The organism is Microbacterium sp. JC 701, assembly GCF_021026215.1.
Taxonomy (GTDB): Bacteria; Actinomycetota; Actinomycetes; order Actinomycetales; family Microbacteriaceae; genus Microbacterium; species Microbacterium algihabitans.
In genome coordinates this window covers 222,140-243,243 of the sequence record NZ_JAJNCV010000003.1, presented here as the reverse complement: position 1 = coordinate 243,243, position 21,104 = coordinate 222,140, and the positions used below count along the sequence as shown (strand labels likewise).

Annotated in this window: 15 protein-coding genes and 2 tRNA genes; 5 read left to right on the top strand and 12 right to left on the bottom strand. The window is 72.1% G+C overall.

From position 1 onward, the window contains the following. Positions 1-13 precede the first annotated feature (13 nt). On the top strand, positions 14-922 hold the full coding sequence (locus LPW41_RS13015; RefSeq protein ID WP_230705053.1) for an AraC family transcriptional regulator: 909 nt from the start codon (positions 14-16) through the stop codon (positions 920-922). 24 nt (positions 923-946) lie between these two features. Here the strand turns inward: LPW41_RS13015 and LPW41_RS13010 are convergent, their stop codons facing one another. From LPW41_RS13010 to LPW41_RS13000, 3 genes are all read right to left on the bottom strand, one after another. After that, positions 947-1,978 carry an ABC transporter permease gene (locus LPW41_RS13010; RefSeq protein WP_222846090.1) on the bottom strand — a complete coding sequence of 344 codons (1,032 nt, stop codon included), beginning with the start codon at positions 1,976-1,978 and terminating at the stop codon, positions 947-949. Between the two features lie 26 nt (positions 1,979-2,004). Further along, on the bottom strand, positions 2,005-3,501 hold the full coding sequence (locus LPW41_RS13005) for a sugar ABC transporter ATP-binding protein (RefSeq protein ID WP_144832609.1): 1,497 nt from the start codon (positions 3,499-3,501) through the stop codon (positions 2,005-2,007). A 73-nt stretch (positions 3,502-3,574) separates the two neighbouring features. Further along, positions 3,575-4,618 carry a substrate-binding domain-containing protein gene (locus LPW41_RS13000; protein WP_222846089.1) on the bottom strand — a complete coding sequence of 348 codons (1,044 nt, stop codon included), beginning with the start codon at positions 4,616-4,618 and terminating at the stop codon, positions 3,575-3,577. Between the two features lie 263 nt (positions 4,619-4,881). Between LPW41_RS13000 and LPW41_RS12995 the strand changes: the two genes are divergently transcribed. Next, entirely contained in the window at positions 4,882-6,264 is a 1,383-nt protein-coding gene (locus LPW41_RS12995) for an aminotransferase class V-fold PLP-dependent enzyme (protein WP_230705052.1), read from the top strand. A 235-nt stretch (positions 6,265-6,499) separates the two neighbouring features. On the opposite strand, the gene LPW41_RS12990 is transcribed toward LPW41_RS12995, so the two are convergent. The 4 genes from LPW41_RS12990 to LPW41_RS12975 form a co-directional block, all read right to left on the bottom strand. Further along, positions 6,500-6,573 (bottom strand) — tRNA-Met (locus LPW41_RS12990). Between the two features lie 34 nt (positions 6,574-6,607). Beyond that, positions 6,608-6,679 (bottom strand) — tRNA-Thr (locus tag LPW41_RS12985). Between the two features lie 67 nt (positions 6,680-6,746). Further along, positions 6,747-8,120, bottom strand: a complete 1,374-nt coding sequence (locus tag LPW41_RS12980) for a M23 family metallopeptidase (RefSeq protein WP_144832603.1) — start codon at positions 8,118-8,120, stop codon at positions 6,747-6,749. Between the two features lie 253 nt (positions 8,121-8,373). Further along, a complete protein-coding gene (locus LPW41_RS12975; RefSeq protein WP_144832600.1) occupies positions 8,374-9,171 on the bottom strand; it encodes an inositol monophosphatase family protein in 798 nt (265 codons plus the stop codon). Between the two features lie 61 nt (positions 9,172-9,232). On the opposite strand from LPW41_RS12975, the gene LPW41_RS12970 reads away from it, so the two are divergent. After that, positions 9,233-10,822: an NAD(P)/FAD-dependent oxidoreductase gene (locus LPW41_RS12970; RefSeq protein WP_230705051.1), complete on the top strand. Its 1,590-nt coding sequence runs from the start codon at positions 9,233-9,235 to the stop codon at positions 10,820-10,822. Here the strand turns inward: LPW41_RS12970 and LPW41_RS12965 are convergent. Beyond that, positions 10,819-12,225 carry a PLP-dependent aminotransferase family protein gene (locus LPW41_RS12965; protein WP_230705050.1) on the bottom strand — a complete coding sequence of 469 codons (1,407 nt, stop codon included), beginning with the start codon at positions 12,223-12,225 and terminating at the stop codon, positions 10,819-10,821. The two genes, LPW41_RS12970 and LPW41_RS12965, sit on opposite strands and share 4 nt — an antisense overlap. Before the next feature lie 81 nt (positions 12,226-12,306). On the opposite strand from LPW41_RS12965, the gene LPW41_RS12960 reads away from it, so the two are divergent. Continuing rightward, a complete protein-coding gene (locus LPW41_RS12960; RefSeq protein WP_230705049.1) occupies positions 12,307-12,981 on the top strand; it encodes a pyridoxamine 5'-phosphate oxidase family protein in 675 nt (224 codons plus the stop codon). A 322-nt stretch (positions 12,982-13,303) separates the two neighbouring features. On the opposite strand, the gene LPW41_RS12955 is transcribed toward LPW41_RS12960, so the two are convergent. Further along, a complete protein-coding gene (locus LPW41_RS12955; RefSeq protein ID WP_230705048.1) occupies positions 13,304-16,759 on the bottom strand; it encodes a bifunctional proline dehydrogenase/L-glutamate gamma-semialdehyde dehydrogenase in 3,456 nt (1,151 codons plus the stop codon). Between the two features lie 99 nt (positions 16,760-16,858). On the opposite strand from LPW41_RS12955, the gene LPW41_RS12950 reads away from it, so the two are divergent. Further along, a complete protein-coding gene (locus LPW41_RS12950) occupies positions 16,859-17,746 on the top strand; it encodes a LysR family transcriptional regulator (protein WP_144832586.1) in 888 nt (295 codons plus the stop codon). An 8-nt stretch (positions 17,747-17,754) separates the two neighbouring features. Here LPW41_RS12950 and aztD read toward each other — a convergent pair whose 3' ends face one another. The 3 genes from aztD to LPW41_RS12935 are packed head-to-tail and all read right to left on the bottom strand — an operon-like array spanning position 17,755 to position 21,100. Then, complete coding sequence (aztD, locus tag LPW41_RS12945; protein ID WP_230705047.1) at positions 17,755-18,957, bottom strand: zinc metallochaperone AztD; 1,203 nt, start codon at positions 18,955-18,957, stop codon at positions 17,755-17,757. Positions 18,958-18,990: 33 nt separating this feature from the next. After that, on the bottom strand, positions 18,991-19,890 hold the full coding sequence (gene aztC / locus LPW41_RS12940) for a zinc ABC transporter substrate-binding protein AztC (RefSeq protein WP_230705046.1): 900 nt from the start codon (positions 19,888-19,890) through the stop codon (positions 18,991-18,993). A gap of 1 nt (position 19,891) precedes the next feature. Continuing rightward, the gene (locus LPW41_RS12935; RefSeq protein WP_230705045.1) at positions 19,892-21,100 is read right to left on the bottom strand and encodes an ABC transporter; all 1,209 of its coding nucleotides are present in this window, start codon (positions 21,098-21,100) and stop codon (positions 19,892-19,894) included. Positions 21,101-21,104: the final 4 nt, after the last annotated feature.

Below are 21,104 nucleotides of genomic sequence, written 5' to 3'. Positions count from 1 at the left end.
TAGGGTGTTCCACATGAGTGAGTCGGGGCCGATCGCCCTTGCGCCGGAGGGCGACGACGTCTCGGGACTGATGGAGGGTTTCGCGAACCAGCGCTTGTGCGTGGTGCCGCGTCCCCTCGTCGAAGAGGCCATCGGTCGCGCCGGGACGCGGCAGCTCCTCGTCACCGACGCGGGCTACTTCCCCCGCGCGCGGCGCCATCGCCGCCGGCGGGCGCACGGCACGTCGGAGACGATCGTGATCCTCTGCGTCGCGGGCAGCGGCACGGTGACCGTGGACGGCCAGAGCTTCGCCCTCGACGCCTCCGGGTGCGCGATCATCCCGCCCTACGTCAGCCACCACTACGCGGCGTCCGACACGGATCCGTGGACGATCTGGTGGATGCACGTCCGCGGTGCCGACGTGGCCGACCTGATCGGTTCGGTGCTCCGCGCGCAACAGCCGGTCGTGGTGCTGAAGTCGGTGGACCGCATCGCCGCGCTGTTCGACGAGCTCGTCGAGACGATGGAGCAGCGGCCCTCGCCGATCCACCTGCTCGCGGCATCCGGAATCGCCTGGCACCTGCTGACGCGACTCGCCGCCGACAGCCGGCTCCCCGCGACCGGCTCGCCCCTGGAGCGCGCCATGCGCTACCTCGAGGCCCGCGTGGAAGGTGCCATCTCGGTGCCGGAGCTGGCCGCCATCGTGGGCGTCTCCCCCTCGCATCTGAGCGCGCTGTTCCACCAGGCCACCGGCGGCGGACCGGGTGCCTTCCACACATCGCTGCGCATGAGCCGGGCCCGGACCCTGCTCGACACCACGACGATGCCCATCGCCGACGTGGCGGTGGCGGTGGGGTACGCGGACCCGCTGTACTTCTCGCGTCATTTCCGGCGCATGCACGGCGTCAACCCCTCCACCTATCGTTCGCAGCACAAGGGATAGATCGGGACTCGGCATCCGTCGGCGTCAGCCGGGGATCCCGATGCGACGCTCGCCGGAGCGGAGCTGCTGGATGACCACGGCGATCACGAGCAGCGTGCCCTGCGCGACGTTCTGCCAGAACGTGTTCACGCCCAGCAGCGTCATGCCGTTGGTGAGCACGCCGAGCAGGATCACCGCGAGGATCGTTCCGGCGATCGCGCCCTTGCCGCCCTTGAGCGCGGCACCGCCGAGGGCGGCGGCCGTGATCGCCTGCAGCTCGAGCCCCTCGGAGCCGGAGATCGGCTGACCCGAGCCGGTTCGGGCGGTGATGAGCACGCCGGCGATGGCCGCGACGGCGCCGGTCACCATGTAGACCCCGATGATGTACCGGTTGATGTTGATGCCGGCGAGGCGGGCGGCGATGTTGTTGCCGCCCACCGCGTAGATGTTGCGACCGATGGTCGTGTACCGCAGCACGAGGTGGGCGACGACCGCGACGATGACCAGCACCCAGATGAGCGTCGGCACGCCGAGCACCGCTCCGCGGGCGAGGAACACGAAGAACGGGTCGGCCCCGGTGTAGCCCTGCGCGCGACCGTCCGAGATCAGCTGGGCGACGCCCTTGAACGCCGCGAGGGTCGCGAGGGTCGCGATCACGGGGTTCACGCGGCCGAACACGATGATGCAGCCGTTCACGAGACCGCAGACCACGCCGATGGCGACCGCGCCGACCACCCCGACCAGAGCGGACGACGTGGCGGTGAACAGCATCGCCGAGGTCACCGAGGTGAGTCCCGCGATCGATCCGACCGAGATGTCGAGCGCGCCGAGGATGATCACGATCGTCTGCACGACCGCCAGCAGGCCCACGATGGCGACCGCCGTCCCGATCACGCGGAGGTTCGCGATGGTGAAGAAGAGCGGATTCTGGATGCCGATGACGGCGACGACCAACGCGATGGCGATGATCAGCGAGATGTTCTGCACGCCGACCGTCGCGACGAAGCGCTTGGCCGGGGAGACGGTGTGGGTCTCGGGTGCGTCCGCGCGAGCCGGCGCGAGGGGGGCGGTAGACACGGAGGGGTCCCTTCGGGGTGAGGAGGTCATGCGGAGATGTCGTTCATCGCGAGCGCGAGGATGCGCTCCTCGGTGGCGTCTTCGCGGTCCAGCTCGCCGGCGATGCGCCCGTCGGCCATGACGTAGATGCGATCGGAGACGCCGAGGATCTCGGGGAGCTCGCTCGAGACGACGATGACGGCGACACCCTGGTGGGCGAGTTCGTCGATGATCGCGTAGATCTCCGACTTCGCCCCGACGTCGATGCCGCGGGTGGGTTCGTCGAGCAGAAGCAGTCGGGGCTTCGTCGCGAGCCACCGTGCGAGCACGACCTTCTGCTGGTTGCCGCCCGACAGATTGCCCACCAGCTGCTCGGAGGAGGGGGTGCGGATCCGCAGCCTCTGGATGTACTCCTGGGCGAGCGCGCGTTCGGCGCGACCGCGCACGAAGATCCAGCGGGCGAGAGACTTCAGCACGACCAGGGCCGCGTTGTCGCGCACCGACCTCTGCAGGAGCAGGGCCTCGGCCTTCCGCTCCTCGGGCGCGAAGCCGATGCCGGCGCGGATGCTGTCGGAGGGTTGGCGGATGCTACGGACCTCGCCCGAGACGACGATCCGGCCCGCGGTCGCGGGGTAGTCGCCCGCGATGGTCTTCATGAGCTCGCTGCGGCCGGCGCCGACGAGGCCGGCGACCCCGACGACCTCTCCGGCCCGCACGGTGAGATCGACGTCGGTGACGTGCTCGTTGCCGACGCCGATGAGCTCGAGCACCGTCTCGCCCAGGGCGGCACGGTCGCGGTGGAAGAACTTCTCGAGGTCGCGGCCCACCATCATGCGCACGAGGTCGTCGTGATCGGTCTCCGAGACCCGCTTGGTCCCGACGAAGGCGCCGTCGCGCAGCACCGTGATTCTGTCGGCGAGTTGAAAGATCTCGGCCATGCGATGGGACACGTACGCCACCGCCACGCCGTCGTCCTGGAGCTGTCGGATGAGGGAGAAGAGCAGCGCCACTTCCTCGTCGCCGAGTGAGGAGGTGGGCTCGTCGAAGCAGATGATGCGCGGGCGGCTGACGACCGCACGCATGATCTCCACGAGCTGCCTCTGCGCGGGCGAGAGGTCGGAGCCGAGGGCGTCGGCGCGCAGGGCCCGATCGAACCCCCAGCGGCGCAGCTCCGTGCGCGTGCGCTCGATGAGGGCGCGTCGGTTGAAGCCGACTCCCCCGAGGTCGCCGACGAAGATGTTCTCGGCGACGGAGACCGCGGCGATGATCTCCGGTTCCTGGGCGATGACGCGCAGGCCCGCTCGCCGCGCGTCCGAGGGGTCGGAGAACTCGACGGGCCTCCCGTCGATCTCGAGGCTGCCGCCGTCGGGACGGTAATCGCCGTTCAGGATCTTGAGCAGGGTGGACTTCCCCGCACCGTTCTCCCCCATGAGCGCGGTGACCTCTCCCGACCGCAGCTCCACTTCCACTCCCCGGAGGGCATGGACCGGGCCGAAGTTCTTCGAGATTCCCGCCGCGCGCAGCGCGATGCTTTCCTGACTCACCGTCGTCCTCTTCTCACGTCGTCGTGGCACCGGTGATGGAGGCGGCGCTCCGCCGCCTCCATCCGTCGTCGGGTCAGGTGCAGACGACGCCCTTGGCTTCCCAGTTGCTCGCATCGACGATCTCGGTGTTGGCGATCGACTGGGGCGGCAGGGCGGTGCCGTTGCGCAGCAGGTCGATCATCGAGTTCGCGGCGGCCTTGCCGACCTCGACGCCCGAGATGAACAGCGCGGCCTTGTTGCCCGTCTGCTGACCGGCTTTCCAGTCCTTGCAGGTCAGGTAGGCGCCCAGGCCGACGCCGATGATGTTGTCGGCGGCGACGCCCGAGTTCTGCAGGGCCGTCACGACGCCCGTCTCGCTCTCGTCGTTGCAGCCCCACACGACCCAGTTGGTCACTCCGGCGTTCGCCGTGATGACGGCGCCGGCCTTGTCCTGCGCGTCGGTCGCCGAGTTGTCGGTGCCGACGTCGATCACCTCGGGGCCGTCGGAGATCGCCTCGGTGAAGGCGCTCTTCGCGCCGTCGACGCGCTGCTGGCAGACGGTGAGGTCCTGCTTGTATGCCGACAGGATGCGGGTGTTCGCCGCGGTCCATCCGGCTTCCTCGTACAGTCGGGCGGCTTCGGCCCCGACCTTCTCGCCCATCGAGGTCCCGTCGAAGCCCGAGAACGGCGCAGCGTTGCCCGCGGCGTCTTCGATCGTGTCGTCGGCCGCCATGATCGGAATGCCGGCGTCCTTCGCCAGCTGGATGACCTGGGGGCCGATCTGCTGGTCGGGGACGACGATGATGATCCCGTCCACCTGCTGGGCGATCGCCGCCTCCACCTCGGAGATGGCCTTGTTCGAGTCGGTGCCGAGGTCGACGGCGTTGATCGTGACGTCCCCCGCCGCCTGCGCGGCCTCCTTGGCGCCGTTCGCCTCGTCGATGAAGTACTGCTGATCGCCCTGCTTCTGCAGGAAGGCGATCGTGAGGGGGCCGTCCTTCGGGCCGGCGGCGGCGCCCGAGTCGGGTGACGCGGTCTCCATGCCCGAGCTGCAGGCGGTCACGGCGGCCAGGGCCAGGACGGCGATGGCCGCTCCGACCATCCGGGTCGCGCTCGTGCGAACTGTCTTCTTCGTCATCCGCGTTCCTTATCTCCATTGATCGCCGGTCGCGCGACCGGGCGGGATGTTCCTCGCTCACGCTACTGGGGCCCAGGCGCGTGATCAGAGGACGATCGCCCACCCAACATGGACGATTCGACGATCGGAAGGATCCCCGCGCTGCAGCATTCCCCGAAGCGGCGCCGCGGCCGACGCGGTCCGCGATCGCCGGGCACGCGCAGCGGTCGCTACGCTCCTTCTGTCGATCATGCGATCGGCGCCCCCACACCCGGAGAACCCCGATGACCAACAGCACTCCCGGCCGCATGCACGAGGTCACCGACGAGACGCGCGCGATCGTCGACATGGTGCTCGACTACTCCCGCACCCGCCTGCTGTCGGAGGACACCCCTCTCGACAAGCCCCTCCCCGCCGCCGAGCTCACACGTTTGGCAGGTCGCACGATCGACGAGGCCGGCATCGGCGCGCGCAAGGCCCTCGGGGTGTTCGAGCACGTGCTGGCGCCGGCCTGCATCACGACCGACGACCCGCGGTACCTGTCGTTCATCCCGAGCGCGCCGACGAAGGCGGCGGCCGCGTTCGACCTCGTCGTGTCGGCGAGCGCCCTGTACGGCGGATCGTGGCTCGAGGGTGCGGGCGCGGTGCACGCCGAGAACGAGGTGCTGCGCTGGCTCGCCGCCGAGTTCGGCCTGCCCGCCGGAGCGGGCGGGGTGTTCGTGCAGGGCGGCACCCTCGGCAACCTGTCGGCGCTCGTCGCAGCGCGCGAGGCCGCTCACGATCGATTCGCGGATGCCGGCACGCCGCGCCCCGACGCGTGGCGCGTGGTCTGCAGCGTCGAGGCGCACTCCTCGATCGCCTCGGCCGCGCGGGTGATGGACGTCGAGGTCGTCGGCGTGCCCGTGGGCGAAGACGGCGTGCTGCGCGGCGATGCCGTGCGCGCGGCCCTCGACGAGTACGGCGAGAGCGTCTTCGCCGTCGTCGCGACGGCCGGCTCGACCAACTTCGGCATCGTCGACGACATCGCCGACATCGCCCTCGCCATCGAGGGGACCGACGCGTGGCTGCACGTCGACGGCGCCTACGGCCTGACGGGCATGCTGTCGCCCCGCGCCCGGCACCGCTTCGCCGGGGTGGAGCACGCCGACTCCCTCGTCGTCGACCCGCACAAGTGGCTCTTTGCGCCGTTCGACGCGTGCGCCCTGATCTACCGCGACCCCGAGCTCGGTCGCCGCGCGCACACGCAGCACGCCGAGTACCTCGACACCCTCACCGAGACGAGCGACTGGAGCCCGTCCGACTTCGCCGCGCACCTGACCCGCCGCGCGCGCGGACTCCCCCTCTGGTTCTCGCTCGCCACCTACGGCGCCGCCGTGTACCGCGAAGCCATCACGGCCGCCATCGACCTCGCCGAACGCATCGCCGACGAGATCGAGCGCCGCCCCGAGGTCGCGCTGGTGCGACGCCCGCAACTCGGCGTCGTCGTCTTCGAGCGCGTGGGATGGGACAAGCCCGACTACGACCGCTGGTCGGCCCGCCTGCTCGACGACCAGCACGCGTTCGTCACGCCGTCGAGCCACGCGGGCCGCGTCAACGCGCGCTTCGCGATCCTCAACCCGCGCACGACCTTCGACGACCTGGTCGGGATCCTCGACACGATGGTCTGAGGCCGGGCCCGGCGCCGCGCGGGCCGGGCGGGAGCACACGACCGCGGGGAACATCGACCGTTCGCCGCCGCCACACGTCATACCGCACGCACAACCGCGGGGATCATCGACGACACGCCGCCACGCGGCGACCGCGGCGGCGTGTCCGGCGAACATCCCGCGGTTGTGTCCGCGACCGACGCCCGAGCACGCGCCAAGGCAACGAAAAAGCCCCGGGCGACCGGGGCTTCATCCGTAGCGGGAGCGGGGCTTGAACCCGCGACCTCACGATTATGAGTCGTGCGCTCTCACCAACTGAGCTACCCCGCCGCACGGCATCCGGTATTCAGAAGTGGATGCCTTGAGCCCCGAGTCAGGATTGAACTGACGACCCCTTCCTTACCATGGAAGTGCTCTGCCACTGAGCTATCGGGGCGTACCCGGATCGCTCCGGGCAACTAGAAGAGAATATCAGATCGCGACACTCTCACACGAATCGAGGGTCACCCTCCGGCGTGCTGACGCAGCCACGCGATCGGGTCGATCGGCGTGGTGCCGTTCTGCAGGATCTCGACGTGGGTGTGCGCACCGAACGAGCGTCCGGTGTTGCCGGTGCGGCCGAGGAACTGGCCCACGTGCACCTTCTCGCCCTGCGTGACCTGGAGCGAGCCGTACTGCATGTGGCCGTAGCGGCTCGAGACGAGCTGTCCGTCGATCTCGTGGTCGATCAGCACGGTGACGCCGAAGGCGCCGCCCTGCTCGGTGGCGATGCGCACGGTGCCGTCGGCGATGGCCTGCACGGGCGAGCCTTCACCGGGGACGAAGTCGGCGCCCTCGTGGAAGCCGCCGTCGCGCATGCCGAAGCCGTACGAGATCGACACACCCACGGCGAAGGGCCACTGGATGGGCGCCGTCGGGTCGTTGGTGTAGAAGTCGGAGGGCCGCGTGATGCCCGAGTCGAGCGCCATCTTGGTGTACGTGGTGGCGGAGTATCCGTCATCGGCACGGTCGACCGCGGCCGACTGCGCCTGGGCGGGCGCGACGTAGGCCTGGATGTCGTTCGCACCGGATGCCGCGACGTCGCCGGCGACGGCGAGACGCGTGGTCGCGACCTCGGGGGCGGCGACGTTGTCGGTGCCGGCCGCCGACGCGAGAGCGCTGACCGGCATGGTCATGCCGACGGTGAGCAGACCCACGACGCCCATGACGCCGACCGAGAACGAGGTCGCGGCGATGCGACGGGCGGTGCGGCGCGAGCGGGGAGCCGCAGCGGCGGGGAGGCCCTCCGACACCGGCTCGGCGGCCGGGGCGACCGGCGCGGCCTGCTGGGTGGGGGTCTCGCCGGTGAAGGCGAACAGGCGGGCCGCCGAAGCGAATTCGTCGGCGACGTCGTCGGCGGGGGCCGAGACGGAGGCCGCGACCTCGGGCTCAGCGGCATCCGGAGTCTCGACGGGCTCGGAGTCGGCGACCGAAGCGTCGACGGCGGAGTCGATGATCACGGCGTCGGCGACGGGGCGACGGCGCGAGCGGCGCGAGACGGGGAGCGTGATCGGCGAGGTCGGGAGGCTGACCGGCGTGGTCGCGGCGTCGCTGTCGGCGCTCTGCAGGATCACGGCGACGTCATCGGAGCGGTGCTCCTCGACGACGGTGACCTCGAGCGCATCGGCGGGATCCGCTTTCTCGACGAGGGCGTCGGACGCGGGGAGGGTCGGCTCGATCGTGGCGGCGATCACCGTCTCGACGACGGCGGCGGCGACGGCCTCGACCATCGCGGGCTGGCTCGCGGACTCGGCGTCGACGGGGGCCGGATCGGCCGCCTTCTGGTCGGCGGAGGCCGGGGCGTCGAGGGTGGCGACGCTCGCTGCCCGGCGACGCATCTCGGCTCGAGTGAGCCGGGGTTCTGCATCGGGGGCGCTGACGGGGAGGGGGCGACGAGACCGTCGGGTGACGGCGGGCTCAGTCTCGGAGGCTTCAGACGGCAACGCGGAAGGGGCTCTCGTGTCGTGTCGCAGGCGCGACGGCTTCGGGCTTCGGGGCTTGACCATCTCCGCAGGTTCGGGTTGCGGAAGATAACGAACTGGTAAACACCCTACCCCGACGGGTCTGTGAATGCCATGAAAGGTGCCCGACTCACCTCGCGTAATCGAGCAGCGGCTCGAGGCGACCGAAGAATCCGGGCCCTGCCGCGATGACCATGCCGTTGCCGGGACGCCCGCCCGGCGCGCCGCCGACCGTGCCGCCGGCCTCTTCGACCAGCAGGGCGCCCGCCGCGTGGTCCCACGGGTGGGTGCCGCGCTCGTAGTACGCGTCGACCCGCCCTGCGGCCACCGAGGCCAGATCGAGCGAGGCCGCACCGATGCGGCGCACGTCGCGCGCGATCGGCATGACGCGCGACAACTGGGCCAGGGCGGGTCCGTGCGTCTCGGGGTCGTAGCCGAAGCCGGTCGCGACGAGACCACCGGCGGGTCCGACCTCGCTGACCGACAGGCGCTGGTCGCCGAGCCACGCTCCCCCGCCGCGCGACGCGGTGAAGAGCTCCCCCGTGACCGGGTTGAAGACGGCCCCGGCGAGCGCCGTCCACGACGCGGTCTCGGCCGTGCCCTCGACCGCGGCGATGCTGACCGCCCATGCGGGGATGCCGTAGGCGTAGTTGACGGTGCCGTCGATCGGGTCGACGACCCACGTGATGCCGCTCGTGCCCTTCTCGGCGCCCGACTCCTCGCCGAAGAACCCGTCGTCGGGCCGCTCGCGCGCGAGCTCCGCACGGATGAACGCCTCGACCTCGCGGTCGGCGGCGGTGACGATGTCGGCGGCGGCCGATTTGGTGGCGGCGACCGTCACCCCCTCCCGGCGGCGACGGTGGGCCAGTTCGCCGGCCTCCCGGGCGATACGCGTGGCGAGCTCGAGCAGATCCGCGGGAGAGGTCATGGCATCCACGCTACTGCGCCACCCCCTCGGCCGATTTCTTCGCCGTCGTTAGCGTGGGCTCATGACCGCCTCGGATTCTCGCCAGTACGACGTCGTCATCGTGGGGGGCGGGCACAACGCCCTGGTCTCCGCGGCCTATCTCGCGCGCGCCGGGCGCCGCGTGGCGGTGATCGAGAGGGCGGATGCCGTGGGCGGAGCCGCCGTGTCGGAGAGACCCTGGCGCGGAGTCGACGCCCGCCTGTCGCGCTACTCGTACCTCGTGAGCCTGCTGCCGCAGCAGATCATCGACGACCTCGGCCTGCAGATCACCTTGAAGCGCCGGCGGTACTCGTCGTACACGCCCGACCCGGCGGACCCCTCGCGCGGGATCCTCGTCGACACCCACGACGCCGAGGCCACGGCCGCGTCGTTCACGCGCGCGCTGGGCGACGACGGTGCCGCCGAGGCCGAACGCTTCTCGGCCTTCGGCGAGCGCCTGGCGCCCCTCGGCCGCGCGGTCTTCCCGACCATGACCGAGCCCCTGCCCACCGCCGACGAGGTGCGCGAGCGTCTCGGCGACGACGAGCTGTGGGAGGCCCTCACGAGCCGCCCCCTCGGCGACCTCCTGCGCCGGTCGCTGCAGAGCGACCTCGTACGCGGCATCGCCCTCACCGACGGCCTCATCGGCACCTTCTCGACGTCGGACGACCCCTCGCTCGCGCAGAACCGGTGCTTCCTCTACCACGTGATCGGCGGAGGGACGGGCGACTGGGACGTTCCCGTCGGCGGCATGGGCGCCGTGACCGCCGAGCTCGAACGCGCCGCCCGCTCATTCGGTGTCGAGATCTTCACCGGCGTCGAGGTGGTCTCGATCAGCCCCGACGGCGAGGTGCACACCATGACCGACCGCTCCGAGGTCTTCCGCGGCGACCTCGTGCTCAGCGGGGTCGGACGCGCGGTGCTCGACGGCCTGCTCGCGGCCGGTGGCTCCGCCACGATCGGCGGCGACGAGCCCGAGGGAGCGCAGGTCAAGGTGAATATGCTCCTCTCGCGCCTGCCGCGCCTGCGCGACGTATCGGTGACGCCGGAGGAGGCGTTCTCGGGCACGTTCCACGTCAACGAGACCATGACACAGCTCGATGCCGCCTACGCCGCGGCATCCGGAGGTCTCGTCCCCGACCCGCTGCCCGTCGAGATCTACTGCCACTCGCTGACCGACCCGTCGATCCTCGGCGAGGAGCTGCAGGCGTCGGGGGCGCAGACGCTCACGATGTTCGGCCTGCAGGTGCCGCACCGCCTGCTCGACGACACCGACCCCGTCGCCGCGGGAGCGCGCCTGCTGGCCGCGGCGCAGGCCTCGCTCGACTCCGTGCTGGCCGAGCCGCTGCGCGACTGCATCCACCGTGCCCCCGACGGGCGCCTGTGCATCGAGGCGCGCACGACGACCGACCTCGAGCGCGCGCTGAACATGGCCGGCGGCGACATCTTCCACGGGGCGCTGTCGTGGCCGTGGCTCGAGGCGCCCGCCTCGACGCCAGCCGAGCGGTGGGGCGTCGCGACCCCTCACCCGCGGGTGCTGATGTGCGGGTCGAGCGCCCAGCGCGGCGGCGCGGTGAGCGGCATCGGCGGGCAGAACGCGGCGATGGCGGCGCTGGAGATGCTCGGCGGCTAGCTCGTCGCCGCACGGGCGGTCGCGATGATCGTCTCGACCGCCCTCATCAGAGCGGGAGTCGAGGGCTCGGCGTACCCGAACACCAGGCCCGGCGGCAGCTCGGTCTCGGTTCCCGGCACCGCGTATCCCGCGAGGGGCGCCACCACGATGCCGCGGGCCGCGAGCGCTGCGACCACGCGGGTTTCCGCCTCGCGCGCGGAGCCGGGCAGCAGGACGACGGCGTGCAATCCCCCGTCGGTGGCCGTGAGCGTCACGCCTTCGACACCGGCGAACGCCTCGAGCATCAGCCGGCGCCGGTGGCGGTAGTCGCGGCGGCGCCGGGCGGTGTGGCGAGCGAGGGCTCCGTCGCCGAGGTACAGGGCCAGCGCCTGCTGCTGCACCTGCGAGACGGACGGATCGAGGTCGGCGCGCGCGGCCGCGAGGTGTTCGCGCCACGCCCCGGTCGCCACGATCCACCCGCAGCGCAGGGCCGGGGTGAGCACCTTCGACAGCGAACCGATCAGCACCACGTTCGCGGGATCGAGCAGGTGCAAGGGCGGCAGCGGCACGCGGCCGTGGGGGAACTCGCTGTCGTAGTCGTCTTCGACGACGACGGCTCCCGTGCGGGCCGCCCACGCGAGCAGACGGGCCCGGGCCGCGGCATCCAGCCGACTGCCGAGAGGGTAGTGGTGGTGCGGGGTGACGATCATCGCGTCGAGGTCGTCGCGCGCCTCGATGTCGTCGAGGTCGAGACCCGCGCCGAGTCGCACCGCGATCGGCACCGCCTCGACGCCCACGCGGCCGAGCAGATGCCGCACGCGGGGGTACCCGGGGTTCTCGATGCCGACCCGCAGCCGCGCCCCGCGGGGTTCGAGGGCGAGCACGGTGAGCAGCATCGCATCGCTCGTCCCCGCCGTCACGATGACATCGTCGGGGGCGACGTCGAGCCCGCGCGTGCGGCCGAGGTGCGCGGCGATCTGACGGCGCAGGGCGGGCTCGCCGAGCACGTCGGCCACGTCGGCGGCGACTTCGAGCGCACTCGCGCGCCGCCACGCCGAGCGCCATGCGGCGTCGACGATTCCCGCCGTCCCGGGCCGCCCCGGACGCAGGTCGATCACGGCCGGGGCGGGCTCGCGTGCGGCGGCGACGACTGGAAGAGACCGCGGCTCCGAGGGACGCACGATCTCGGCGACGACGGTGCCGCCGCCGGGCCGGGCCGTCAGGTACCCCTCCCCCGTGAGGATCTCGTAGGCCGAGACCACCGTGCCGCGAGCGAGCCCCAGGTCGGCGGCGAGGGCCCGCGTCGAGGGGACCGCCTCGCCGCTGGTCACCCGACCGGCGAGGATCGACGCGCGCAGGCTGTGGGCGAGCTGCTCGTGCAGGGGCGCGGGGGCGCCACGGTCCAGGATGCCGACGTCGATCACGCGACGATTCTGCCACTGGTCCATTCGATCGGCGCAGAACCGGACTACGCACTGGGCCATCGGATGCCCTGCAATGGGGACATGACCGATCTCCCGCTCACCACCCTGACGCGCGTCCGCCGTGGGGCCCATCACCAGCGCACCGACCGCGCCGCCCTGTACGACGTGATCGACACGGCCCTGTACGCCACCCTCGCGATCGTCCGCGACGACCGCCCGGTCGCCCTTCCGGTGGGCATCGGTCGCGACGGCGACGATCTTCTCGTGCACGGCTCGACCGGCAGCGACTTCTTCCGCCGCATCGCCGCCGGAGCCCCGGTGAGCCTAACCATCACGCACCTGCTGGGCCTGAAGTACGCCCGCTCCCTGTTCGACAGCTCGATGCGGTACCGCTGCGCGGTCGTGCACGCCGTGGCATCCGTCGTCCCTCCCGAAGAGAAGGAGGCGGCCCTGCTCACCCTGTCGGAGCACCTCATGCCGGGGCGCAGCGAAGACGTGCGACCCATGACCGCGCGCGAGATCGCCGCGACGATGGTGCTGCGCATCCCGCTCGCCGAGGCGAGCGTGAAAGACAACGCCGGCTCGCTCGTCGAGGTCGACGACGACGGCGAGGATCGCTCCGTGTGGGCCGGGATGCTGCCGCTGCGGGTCGTCGCCGGCGACCCCGTCACCTCACCGCAGACGGTGGCGGGCACGCCGGTGCCGGAGTCGGTCCGCCGGGCCGCGCGCCGCGTCGCGGCCTCGGGCACGGCCTGAGCCCCTCGGGCTCCGCCGTCCTGCGGATTCGGGGCCCGACACGCCGCGGCCCCGCGCCCTGGGGCGGCGTGTCGCCCGCGGCATCCGCACGACGGCGGTCCCGTGCAGGGGACGACGACACGTCCCCGACGACTCCAGTCGAAAAGGCCCCACCCCATCGGGGACGACCGTCGTGCGGACGCCAGCCCCGACACGCCGCGGCCCCGCGCCCTGGGCCGGCGTGTCGCCCGCGGCATCCGCACGACGGCAGTCCGGCACCGGTCCGCCGCGGAAACGACGGACGGGGCCGCCCCGTAAGGAGCAGCCCCGTCCGCCGAGGTCGTCAGCCGACCAGCGGCGGCACCTCGTAACGGCGCGGCGTGCCGAAGCGGTGCGCCGTGATCGACACGGCCTGCTCGCGCAGGAACGGCAGCAGTTCGACGTGCCCGGCGCGGGTGACCTCGCCGGCGTACACGGCCACCGAGGGCGAGCCGTTCGTCGCCTCGGCCACCGCCACGGGCGATCCGCCGAGCAGGCGGACACGGCCGCCGGTGCGGGCCAGACGTGCAGCGCGGCGACCCCAGTCGGCGGCGTCCTCGACCGAGGCCCGAACGCCCACGCCCTCGAGCCACGCGCGCACGGCGGGTGAGAGCTCGCGCGCCGAGCTGACCGTCACCGTCGAGCGGGCGCGGACGCCCGCCGCGACCACGCGCACCAGCGCGGCCTCCGAGGCGTCTTCGAGGCGCACGGTCACGGGCACCGCGGCGTAGCGCAGCACGTTCTGCTCCGACTCCAGGCCGGTCACGTCGCGGGCCAGCGAGAACTCTTCGGCCCAGGCGGCGGCGTCGCTCGAGAGGGCGGATGCCACCCACTCGCGGTCGGCCGCGGGCACGGCGGCCAGCGCCGGGGCGTCGAGGGCGTCGGGCGTGCGGGGCGCCGAGGTCTCGGCATCCGCCCACGTTCCGAACCCGTAGAGGTAGTGCGGTCCGCCGGCCTTGGTGCCCGCGCCGACGGCCGACTTCTTCCATCCGCCGAACGGCTGACGCTGCACGATCGCGCCGGTGGTGCCGCGGTTGACGTAGACGTTGCCCGCCTCGATGCGCGAGAGCCACTGCTGGATCTCGGCCTCGTCCAGCGCGTGCAGACCCGAGGTGAGGCCGTATTCGATCGCGTTGACGATCTCGATCGCCTCGTCGAGCGTCTCGGCGGTCATGATGCCGAGCACGGGCCCGAAGTACTCGGTGCGGTGGAACTCGCTGCCGGGCTGCACCCCCTCACGAATGCCGGGGCGCCACAGCGACCCCTCGTCGTCGAGCTTGCGCGGCTCGACTACCCAGCGTTGGCCGGGCTCGAGGCTCGTGAGGGCCTTCAGCAGCTTGCCGTTCGCGGGCTCGATGAGGGGTCCGATGCGGGAGGCCTCGTCCCACGGCAGGCCGACCTCGAGGGAGGTGACGGCGTCGACGAGCTGGTCGCGGAAGCGGCGCGAGCGCGCCACAGATCCGACGAGCACGACGAGGGATGCCGCGGAGCACTTCTGTCCGGCGTGGCCGAAGGCCGACATCGCGACGTCCTTCGCCGCGAGGTCGAGGTCGGCGCTCGGGGTGACGATCACGGCGTTCTTGCCGCTCGTCTCGGCCAGCAGCGGCAGGTCGGGGCGGAAGGAGCGGAACAGCTCGGCCGTCTCGTACGCCCCGGTGAGCACGACGCGCTCGACGGCGGGGTGGGTGAGCAGCTGGCGACCGAGGTCGTTCTCCGACACCTGCACGAGCTTCAGCACCTCGCGCGGGACGCCGGCCTCCCACAGCGCCTCCACCATGACGGCGCCCGAGCGCTCGGCCAGGCCCGCGGGCTTGATGACCACGGCCGAGCCTGCGGCGAGGGCGGCGAGGGTCGAGCCCGCGGGGATCGCGACGGGGAAGTTCCACGGCGGGGTGACGACGGTGACGCCGACCGGGGTGAAGGTCGCGCCGTCGACGGTCTCGAGCGTGCGCGCCTGCTCGGCGTAGTAGTGGGCGAAGTCGATCGCCTCCGACACCTCGGGGTCGCTCTGCTCGATGACCTTGCCGCACTCGGCGCCCATGACCTCGAGCAGGTCGGCGCGGTGCTTCTCGAGGGCGTCGCCCGCGCGGTGCAGGATCTCGGCGCGCGTGGCGGCTCCGAGCTCGCGCCAGCCCGCGGCGGCTGTCGCGGCGTCCTCGATCAGCGCGTTCAGCGCGGCCTCGTCGGTGATCGTGTGGTCGGCGATGGTCTGCGCGCCGAGGGTCGACTCCTCCATGCGAGCGACGATCGCCCGCGACCAGTCACGGTTGGCCTCGATCGCCGGGTCGGAGTCGGGGGTGTTGCGGAAGCCGTGCGTGGGGGCGGAGGCGGCCTCGGCCGACCGGTCCTGCACGCGGTTCGAGGCGGGCACGCCCCCGGGCATGTCGGCGAGCGAAGCGAGGAAGCGGTCGCGCTCGCGCGCGAACAGCGCCTCGTGGGTGTCGAGGTCGAACACCGCCGACATGAAGTTCTCGCTCGACGCGCCCTCTTCGAGGCGGCGGATCAGGTAGGCGATCGCGACGTCGAACTCCTGCGGGTGCACCACGGGGGTGTAGAGCAGGATCGAGCCGACCGTGCGACGCACGACGGCCTGCTGCGCGGTCGCCATGCCGAGGAGCATCTCGACGTCGATGCCGCCGGTCACCCCGCGGCGCTCGGCGAGTAGCCAGGCGAGGGCGACGTCGAAGAGGTTGTGCCCGGCGACGCCGATGCGCACGTGCTTCGTGTGCTCGGGGCGCAGCGCGTAGTCGAGCACGGCCTTGTACGAGGCGTCGGTGGCCTGCTTCGAGGGCCAGGTGGCAAGCGGCCAGTCGTGCACATCGGCATCCACCCGCTCCATCGGCAGGTTCGCGCCCTTGACCACGCGCACCTTGATGTGGGCTCCCCCGGATGCCACGCGCGCGGCGGTCCACTCCTGCAGGCGGATCATCGCGGCGAGCGCGTCGGGCAGGTAGGCCTGCAGCACGATGCCGGCCTCGACGCCGTGGAACTCGGGCTCCGACAGCAGCGTCTCGAAGACGGCGAGGGTGAGGTCGAGGTCTTTGAACTCCTCCATGTCGAGGTTGAGGAAGGTCCCCGTCTCCTTCGCCACGCGGTACAGGGGGCGGAGAGCGGCGACCGCGTCGGCGACGGCGGCGTCGAAGGCCCACGGCGTGTGCGGGGCGACGGTGGACGACACCTTGATCGAGACGTAGTCGACGTCGTCGCGCGAGAGGAGCTTGCGGGTGCCGGCCAGGCGGCGCGCGGCCTCTTTCTTGCCGAGGATCGCCTCGCCGAGCAGGTTCACGTTGAGACGGATGCCGTCGCCCCGGCCCCGGATCGAGGTGATGGCCTCGCCGAGCTTGCGGTCGGTGGCGTCGACGATGAGGTGGCGCACCATCGAGCGCAGCGCCGTGCGGGCGGCGGGCACGACGACCTGCGGCAGGATCGGGGCGGCGAAGGCGCCGAGGCGGATCGCGGCCTTGAGGTGCAGCGGCAGGAAGCCCGGGATGAGCGGGGTGAGCGCGGCGAGGTTGCGCGCGGCGACGCGCACGTCTTCGGGGCGCACGACGCCGTCGACGAAGCCGACGGTGAAGTCGAGGCCGTGCGGGTCGCGGAGGACTCCCGCGAGTCGCTGGGCGGCGGCGTCGACGGGCTCGTCGCGGCTCTCGGCGAGCCAGCGGCGCACGAGGGCGATCGCCTCGTCGGCGAGCTCGTGCGGAGAGACGAGCGCGGCGGGGGTGGTGCCGGACGTGGTGTCGGGGACATCGGTGAGCGACATGGCGATCCTTCCTCGGATGCTCTCAGCATGGGGCTCGCGTCCGTTCGAGAAAAGCGATGATTCCTGACGCATACTGTTCGATGAAGTCGAAGGGATGCCATGTTCGATCTGCGCCGTCTGCGCCTGCTGCACGAGCTGTCGGTGCGGGGCACCCTCGCGGCCGTCGCGGAGGCGCTCGCCTACAGCCCGTCGACCATCTCGCAGCAGCTCGCACTGCTCGAGAAAGAGGCTGGCGTCCCCCTGCTCGAGCCCGACGGGCGCCGCGTGCGCCTCACCGCGCAGGGCGCCGCCCTCGCCGCCCACGCCGCGCGCATGCTCGCCGCCGACGAGGCCGCGCGCGCCGAGCTCGAGCGCATGCGGCCCTCCCTCGCCCCGGTGCGCCTGGCCGTGATGCAGTCCGCCGCCCACGGCCTTCTCCCCCGCGCCCTCGACGCCCTCGCCGAGAGCGAGCCGCAGCTGCGCGTCGAGGTCGCCGAGCTCGCCCCCGAGGAGGGGCTGTTCGAGGTCGCTGCGCGTGGCTTCGACCTCGCCGTCGCCGAGCAGTACCCCGGGCACACGCGTGAGCACCGCGAAGGCCTCGAACGCGGACTCCTGGGGCGCGACGCCATCCGCCTCGCCGTCGCGCACGACGACCCCGCGCAGCACCTCGAAGACCTTCGCGAGCGCGCGTGGGTCATGGAACCGGTGGGAACCGCCGCCCGACAGTGGGCCACGCAGCAATGCCGGGCCGCCGGGTTCGAGCCCGACGTGCGGTTCGAGATGGCCGACCTCACCGCTCACGCCCGGCTCGTGGCATCCGGTCATGCCGTGGGGATGATCCCCGACCTCGTCTTCGCGGGCGAGGCCCCGCCCGTGCGGCTCGTGGGTCTTCCCGGCCAGCCGCGGCGCGAGGTGTTCACGGCCGTGCGCCGCGGAACCGCCGACCGCCCCGGCGTACGCGCGGTGCGCGCGGCACTGCAGGTGGCGTACGACCGGGGCGGCCGGTAGGGGCGCGTTTACTTCGTCAGCGCGATCTCGTTCGGCGTCTGCTCGAGCGTCGCGCTCTTCACGATCTCGCCGGTGGTGAGGTCGACCGCGTGCACGGCGTTCTTCGCCGGCTCGGTCACGTAGGCGAGGTCACCCGAGACCTTGATCGCGGGGTGGGCGTCCTGCCATTCGACCGGACCCTCCCACGGATCGATCACGGGGAACGCGTCGGTGAACTCCCCCGTCGCGGGGTCGAGCACGTGGATCGCCCCGTCGGATGCCAGGACGTAGGCGAGATCACCGGGACCCCGGGCCACGTCGCGGAAGGTGTACTCCGCCCCCGCGGGCATGTCGACCACGCGCTGGGTCTTCGCCGCGGTGTCGATCAGCGCGAGGCGGTGCAGCAGGTAGCCCTCGGCGTCGCGGTCGTCCTTGTAGTCGCCGACGATGAGCGCACTGTTCTCACTCACGTACGCATTGCCCATGCGGCCGTAGGGCTGGTCGGGGGCGGTGAGCTTCGTGAAGGTGCCGCCGTCGTAGACGAGGGCGCCGTTCTCGCAGCCGAACACAACGACCTCGTCCTTCGCGGTGCCCTCGCCGTGCACGCCGGGGCAGTCGCTGCTCTCGGCGATGGGGGCACCGGAGGCGTCCTTCGCCACCACGCCGTTGCGGCCGTCGGCGTTGCCCACGGTGGTGAGGAAGGTGCCGTCGGTCAGAACGATCGACACTCCGTGGTGCGCCTCGATGCCCGGGATGGTCTCGACTTCGGGGAGGGAGTCGGTGGATGCCAAGAGCGCATCGGTGTCGAAGATGGTCGAGTCGCTCGTGCCGTCGGCGTACAGCACCGTCTTTCCGCCGTGGGTGACGACGTGGCCGGGCTTCGCCGCCTCGAACACCAGGTCGGTCAGCTCGGGGGCGGTCGTCGAGGTGCCGGCATCCAGCACCTGGAAACCCGCGCTCGTGGTGACCATGACGTGCCGTTCGTCGCCGGCCGGGTTCAGGCGGGTGAATTCCTCCGAGGGGAGGTCGGCGACGGTCTCGAGGGTGTCGCCGTCGAGCACCAGGATGCCGCCGGGGTACGACAGGGCGACGCGGGTGGCGGTGTCGGTCGCGGGGCTCGACGCCGGGGCCGCCGACCCGGGGCCGGTTCCGCCGGCGCACGCCGACAGGGTGACGGTCGCGCCGATCGCGAGGGCGACCAGGCCCGCGCCGGGCAGGGAGAAGCTGCGCATTCGTGTCTCTTTCTTCAGGTGGGGTGGGTCTCGTCAGGGTGAGAGCCCGGTGGCGATGCGCTCCGTGTTGACGCGCATCATGGTCAGGTAGTCGGGGGCGTCGCCGCTCGCGTCGGTCAGCGATTCGGTGAACAGCTCGGTCACGACGACGTCGCGGTCGGCCTCGTCGGCGAGGGCCCGCATGAGGCGGTCGGGCGAGGAGCTCTCGGCGAACACCGTCGGCACGCCCGCCTCGTCGATCGCCGCCACGAGGTCGGCGAGGTCGCTCGCGCTGGGCGCGGCGAGGGTCGTCCCTCCCGGGATCACCGCTCCGACGAGGCGGAAGTCGAAGCGCTCGGCGAGGTAGCCGAACACGTGGTGGTTGGTGACGAGGGCGCGTCTGTCCGCCGGGATCGTCGCGAAGGTCGCAGTCATGTCGGCATCCAGGGCCTCCAGCTGCGCGCGGTAGTCGGCGGACCGCGCGGTGACGGCCGGGTCGCCGAGCTTCTCGAGGGCCGGGGTGAGCCGGTCGACGACGGCGATCATCTGCGCGGGGTCGGTCCAGAAATGCGGGTCGTCGGCTCCTTCGGCATCCGTCGACGTATACGGCAGCACGCGTACGGCATCCCCGGCCACGACCGTCTCGACTCCGGCGGCCGCAGCGGCGTCGAGGTGCTGCTGCAGTCCCTCCTCGAGCCCGAGCCCGTTGGTCACGAGCAGGTCGGCCGAGCGCATCCGCGCCGCTTCGGCCGCGGAGATCTCGAACGAATGCGGGTCGCTCCCGGGGCGCATCAGGGTCAGCACCTCGATGTCGTCGCCGACCAGCTGCGAGACGACGTCGCCGAGGATGTCCGTCGACACGACGACGAGAGGGCGGTCGGATGCCGTGCCCCCGGCGCATCCGGCGAGGATCAGGGCGACGGCGGAGAGGGCCGCGACGGCGAAGCGGCGCACCTCAGCGCCCCGTCTCGGCGACGAAGAGCGGGGTCCGCGACGGCGTGAACTCCCGCGCGATACGTGCGTCGTCGGCGAAGTCGATCTCCCACAGGCGACCCTCGGCGGGTCCGTTCAGGTAGGCCCGCTGCTGGTCGGCGACGAGCGACACGGGCTCGCCCGCGGCGAGGCTCGCGCCCACCAGCGCCGGCGTCTGCGCCCGCAGCTCTCCCGTTGCACCGTCGAGCACGAGCACGCGCCCGTCGGCGGTGAGGGCGAGGAGGTTCTGCGCCCTGTCGTCGACCGCGGTCGCCTGCACGACCGGCTCCGGGGTCGGCACGAGCGTCCACGACCGCTCCCGGGTGTCGAGCATCCACACGCCCGCTTCGCCCGCGACGGCGGCGACCGTCGGCCGGCCCTCGCGATTCGCGAAGGCGCTGGCGCGCGGCGCGGTCGCGGCAGCGGGGTAGGGGATGCGTTCGACGACGGGGACGGCATCGGCGACCGTCACCAGCAGCGCCCCGTCGCGGCATCCGATCACCGCTCCGACTCGGGTGGTGATCGTGCCGCTCGGCTCGACGCACGGAGCGGTCGCCCCGATCTCCGTGCCGTCGGCGGCGTGCAAAGTCACCTCGTCACCCGCGGCGACCGCGGCGAACGTCCCGGCCGGCACGACCATGCCCGCTCCGGCCGCGCGCTCGAGACGGAACAGCTCGACGATCTCACCCGCCGACAGCGCCTCGGTGTCGAGCAGCACCGCCTCGCCGGAACCGGGGAAGAACACACCCGTGCCGCCGGTGGTCGAGGAGTTCGAGGTCGCGACCGTGGCGACCCCCTCCCCCGCGACCTCGCCCACCACGCGAGCGGGCGCGCGGTAGTAGTGGAAGTGGTCGACGTGATCCCACGTCCACACTCCGCTGTCGGCGATCGAGAGCCCTTCGGCATCCGCGGCGAACAGGTAGCGGCCGTCGGAGTGCAACCTCTCCGGCGCACGCACCCGTCCGAGCTCGGCGGTGGTCTCGTCGAGCAGGTCGAGGTGCGACACGTGTCCGTCGGGGTCGATGGTGGTCAGACCGAGAGCGGGCTCGGCGAGTTCGGACGCGCCGGCGATCGCTCCGTGCGTGTCGACCGGTTCGGCGGCGGGGCCGTCGACGGGGGCCGCGCAGCCGGTCAGGGTGAGCGCGCCGAAGAGGCCGACGGCGGTGAGGCGTCGGGAGAAGAGGTGGGGCATGGGG

Bases quoted from the DNA above. Each gene is read 5' to 3' on its own strand.
- LPW41_RS13015 (WP_230705053.1), top strand. From the start codon at position 14: ATGAGTGAGTCGGGGCCGATCGCCCTTGCGCCGGAGGGCGACGACGTC.
- LPW41_RS13000 (WP_222846089.1), bottom strand. From the start codon at position 4,618: ATGACGAAGAAGACAGTTCGCACGAGCGCGACCCGGATGGTCGGAGCG.
- LPW41_RS12995 (WP_230705052.1), top strand. From the start codon at position 4,882: ATGACCAACAGCACTCCCGGCCGCATGCACGAGGTCACCGACGAGACG.
- LPW41_RS12980 (WP_144832603.1), bottom strand. From the start codon at position 8,120: ATGCGTCGCCGGGCAGCGAGCGTCGCCACCCTCGACGCCCCGGCCTCC.
- LPW41_RS12975 (WP_144832600.1), bottom strand. From the start codon at position 9,171: ATGACCTCTCCCGCGGATCTGCTCGAGCTCGCCACGCGTATCGCCCGG.
- LPW41_RS12970 (WP_230705051.1), top strand. From the start codon at position 9,233: ATGACCGCCTCGGATTCTCGCCAGTACGACGTCGTCATCGTGGGGGGC.
- LPW41_RS12960 (WP_230705049.1), top strand. From the start codon at position 12,307: ATGACCGATCTCCCGCTCACCACCCTGACGCGCGTCCGCCGTGGGGCC.
- LPW41_RS12955 (WP_230705048.1), bottom strand. From the start codon at position 16,759: ATGTCGCTCACCGATGTCCCCGACACCACGTCCGGCACCACCCCCGCC.
- LPW41_RS12950 (WP_144832586.1), top strand. From the start codon at position 16,859: ATGTTCGATCTGCGCCGTCTGCGCCTGCTGCACGAGCTGTCGGTGCGG.
- aztD (WP_230705047.1), bottom strand. From the start codon at position 18,957: ATGCGCAGCTTCTCCCTGCCCGGCGCGGGCCTGGTCGCCCTCGCGATC.
- LPW41_RS12935 (WP_230705045.1), bottom strand. From the start codon at position 21,100: ATGCCCCACCTCTTCTCCCGACGCCTCACCGCCGTCGGCCTCTTCGGC.